Below are 429 nucleotides of genomic sequence, written 5' to 3' on the forward strand. Positions count from 1 at the left end.
GCTCTGTTAAAGCTACTTCCTCAGTCGGTGCTCTATAAACATTTTTAAGATCGTTACAAAATTCTTTTCGGTCTTTATATGATATATACTTTGTGCTATTTCTAATTTGGTGAATTATGCAGCTTTGAATTTCTGCACTTGGATAAACAGCATGTATTGCATCTGAAAAACCTTTCAAACCATCTATTGATACAATCAAAATATCTTCTACTCCTCGGTTCTTTAATTCATTAATAATCTTTAACCAGTACTTAGAACTTTCGTTTTCTCCTATCCAAATACCTAAGACATCTTTCATACCATCTAAATCAATCCCAATAGCCATATATGCTGCCTTATTCACTATTCGACCATCTTGTCTCACTTTGTAGTGGACGGCATCCATGACTACATGTGCATAGACTCTTGATAATGGACGATTTTGCCATT

The 429-nt window shown here is 34.3% G+C and carries 1 protein-coding gene; it reads right to left on the bottom strand.

The window, feature by feature from the left end; translation table 11 throughout:
• Positions 1-429: IS256 family transposase (locus CDO51_RS13240; RefSeq protein WP_205842275.1), on the bottom strand; the 429-nt coding region annotated here is incomplete at both ends.

The sequence above is a fragment of the Natranaerobius trueperi genome (assembly GCF_002216005.1).
In the GTDB taxonomy this organism is placed as follows: Bacteria; Bacillota; Natranaerobiia; order Natranaerobiales; family Natranaerobiaceae; genus Natranaerobius_A; species Natranaerobius_A trueperi.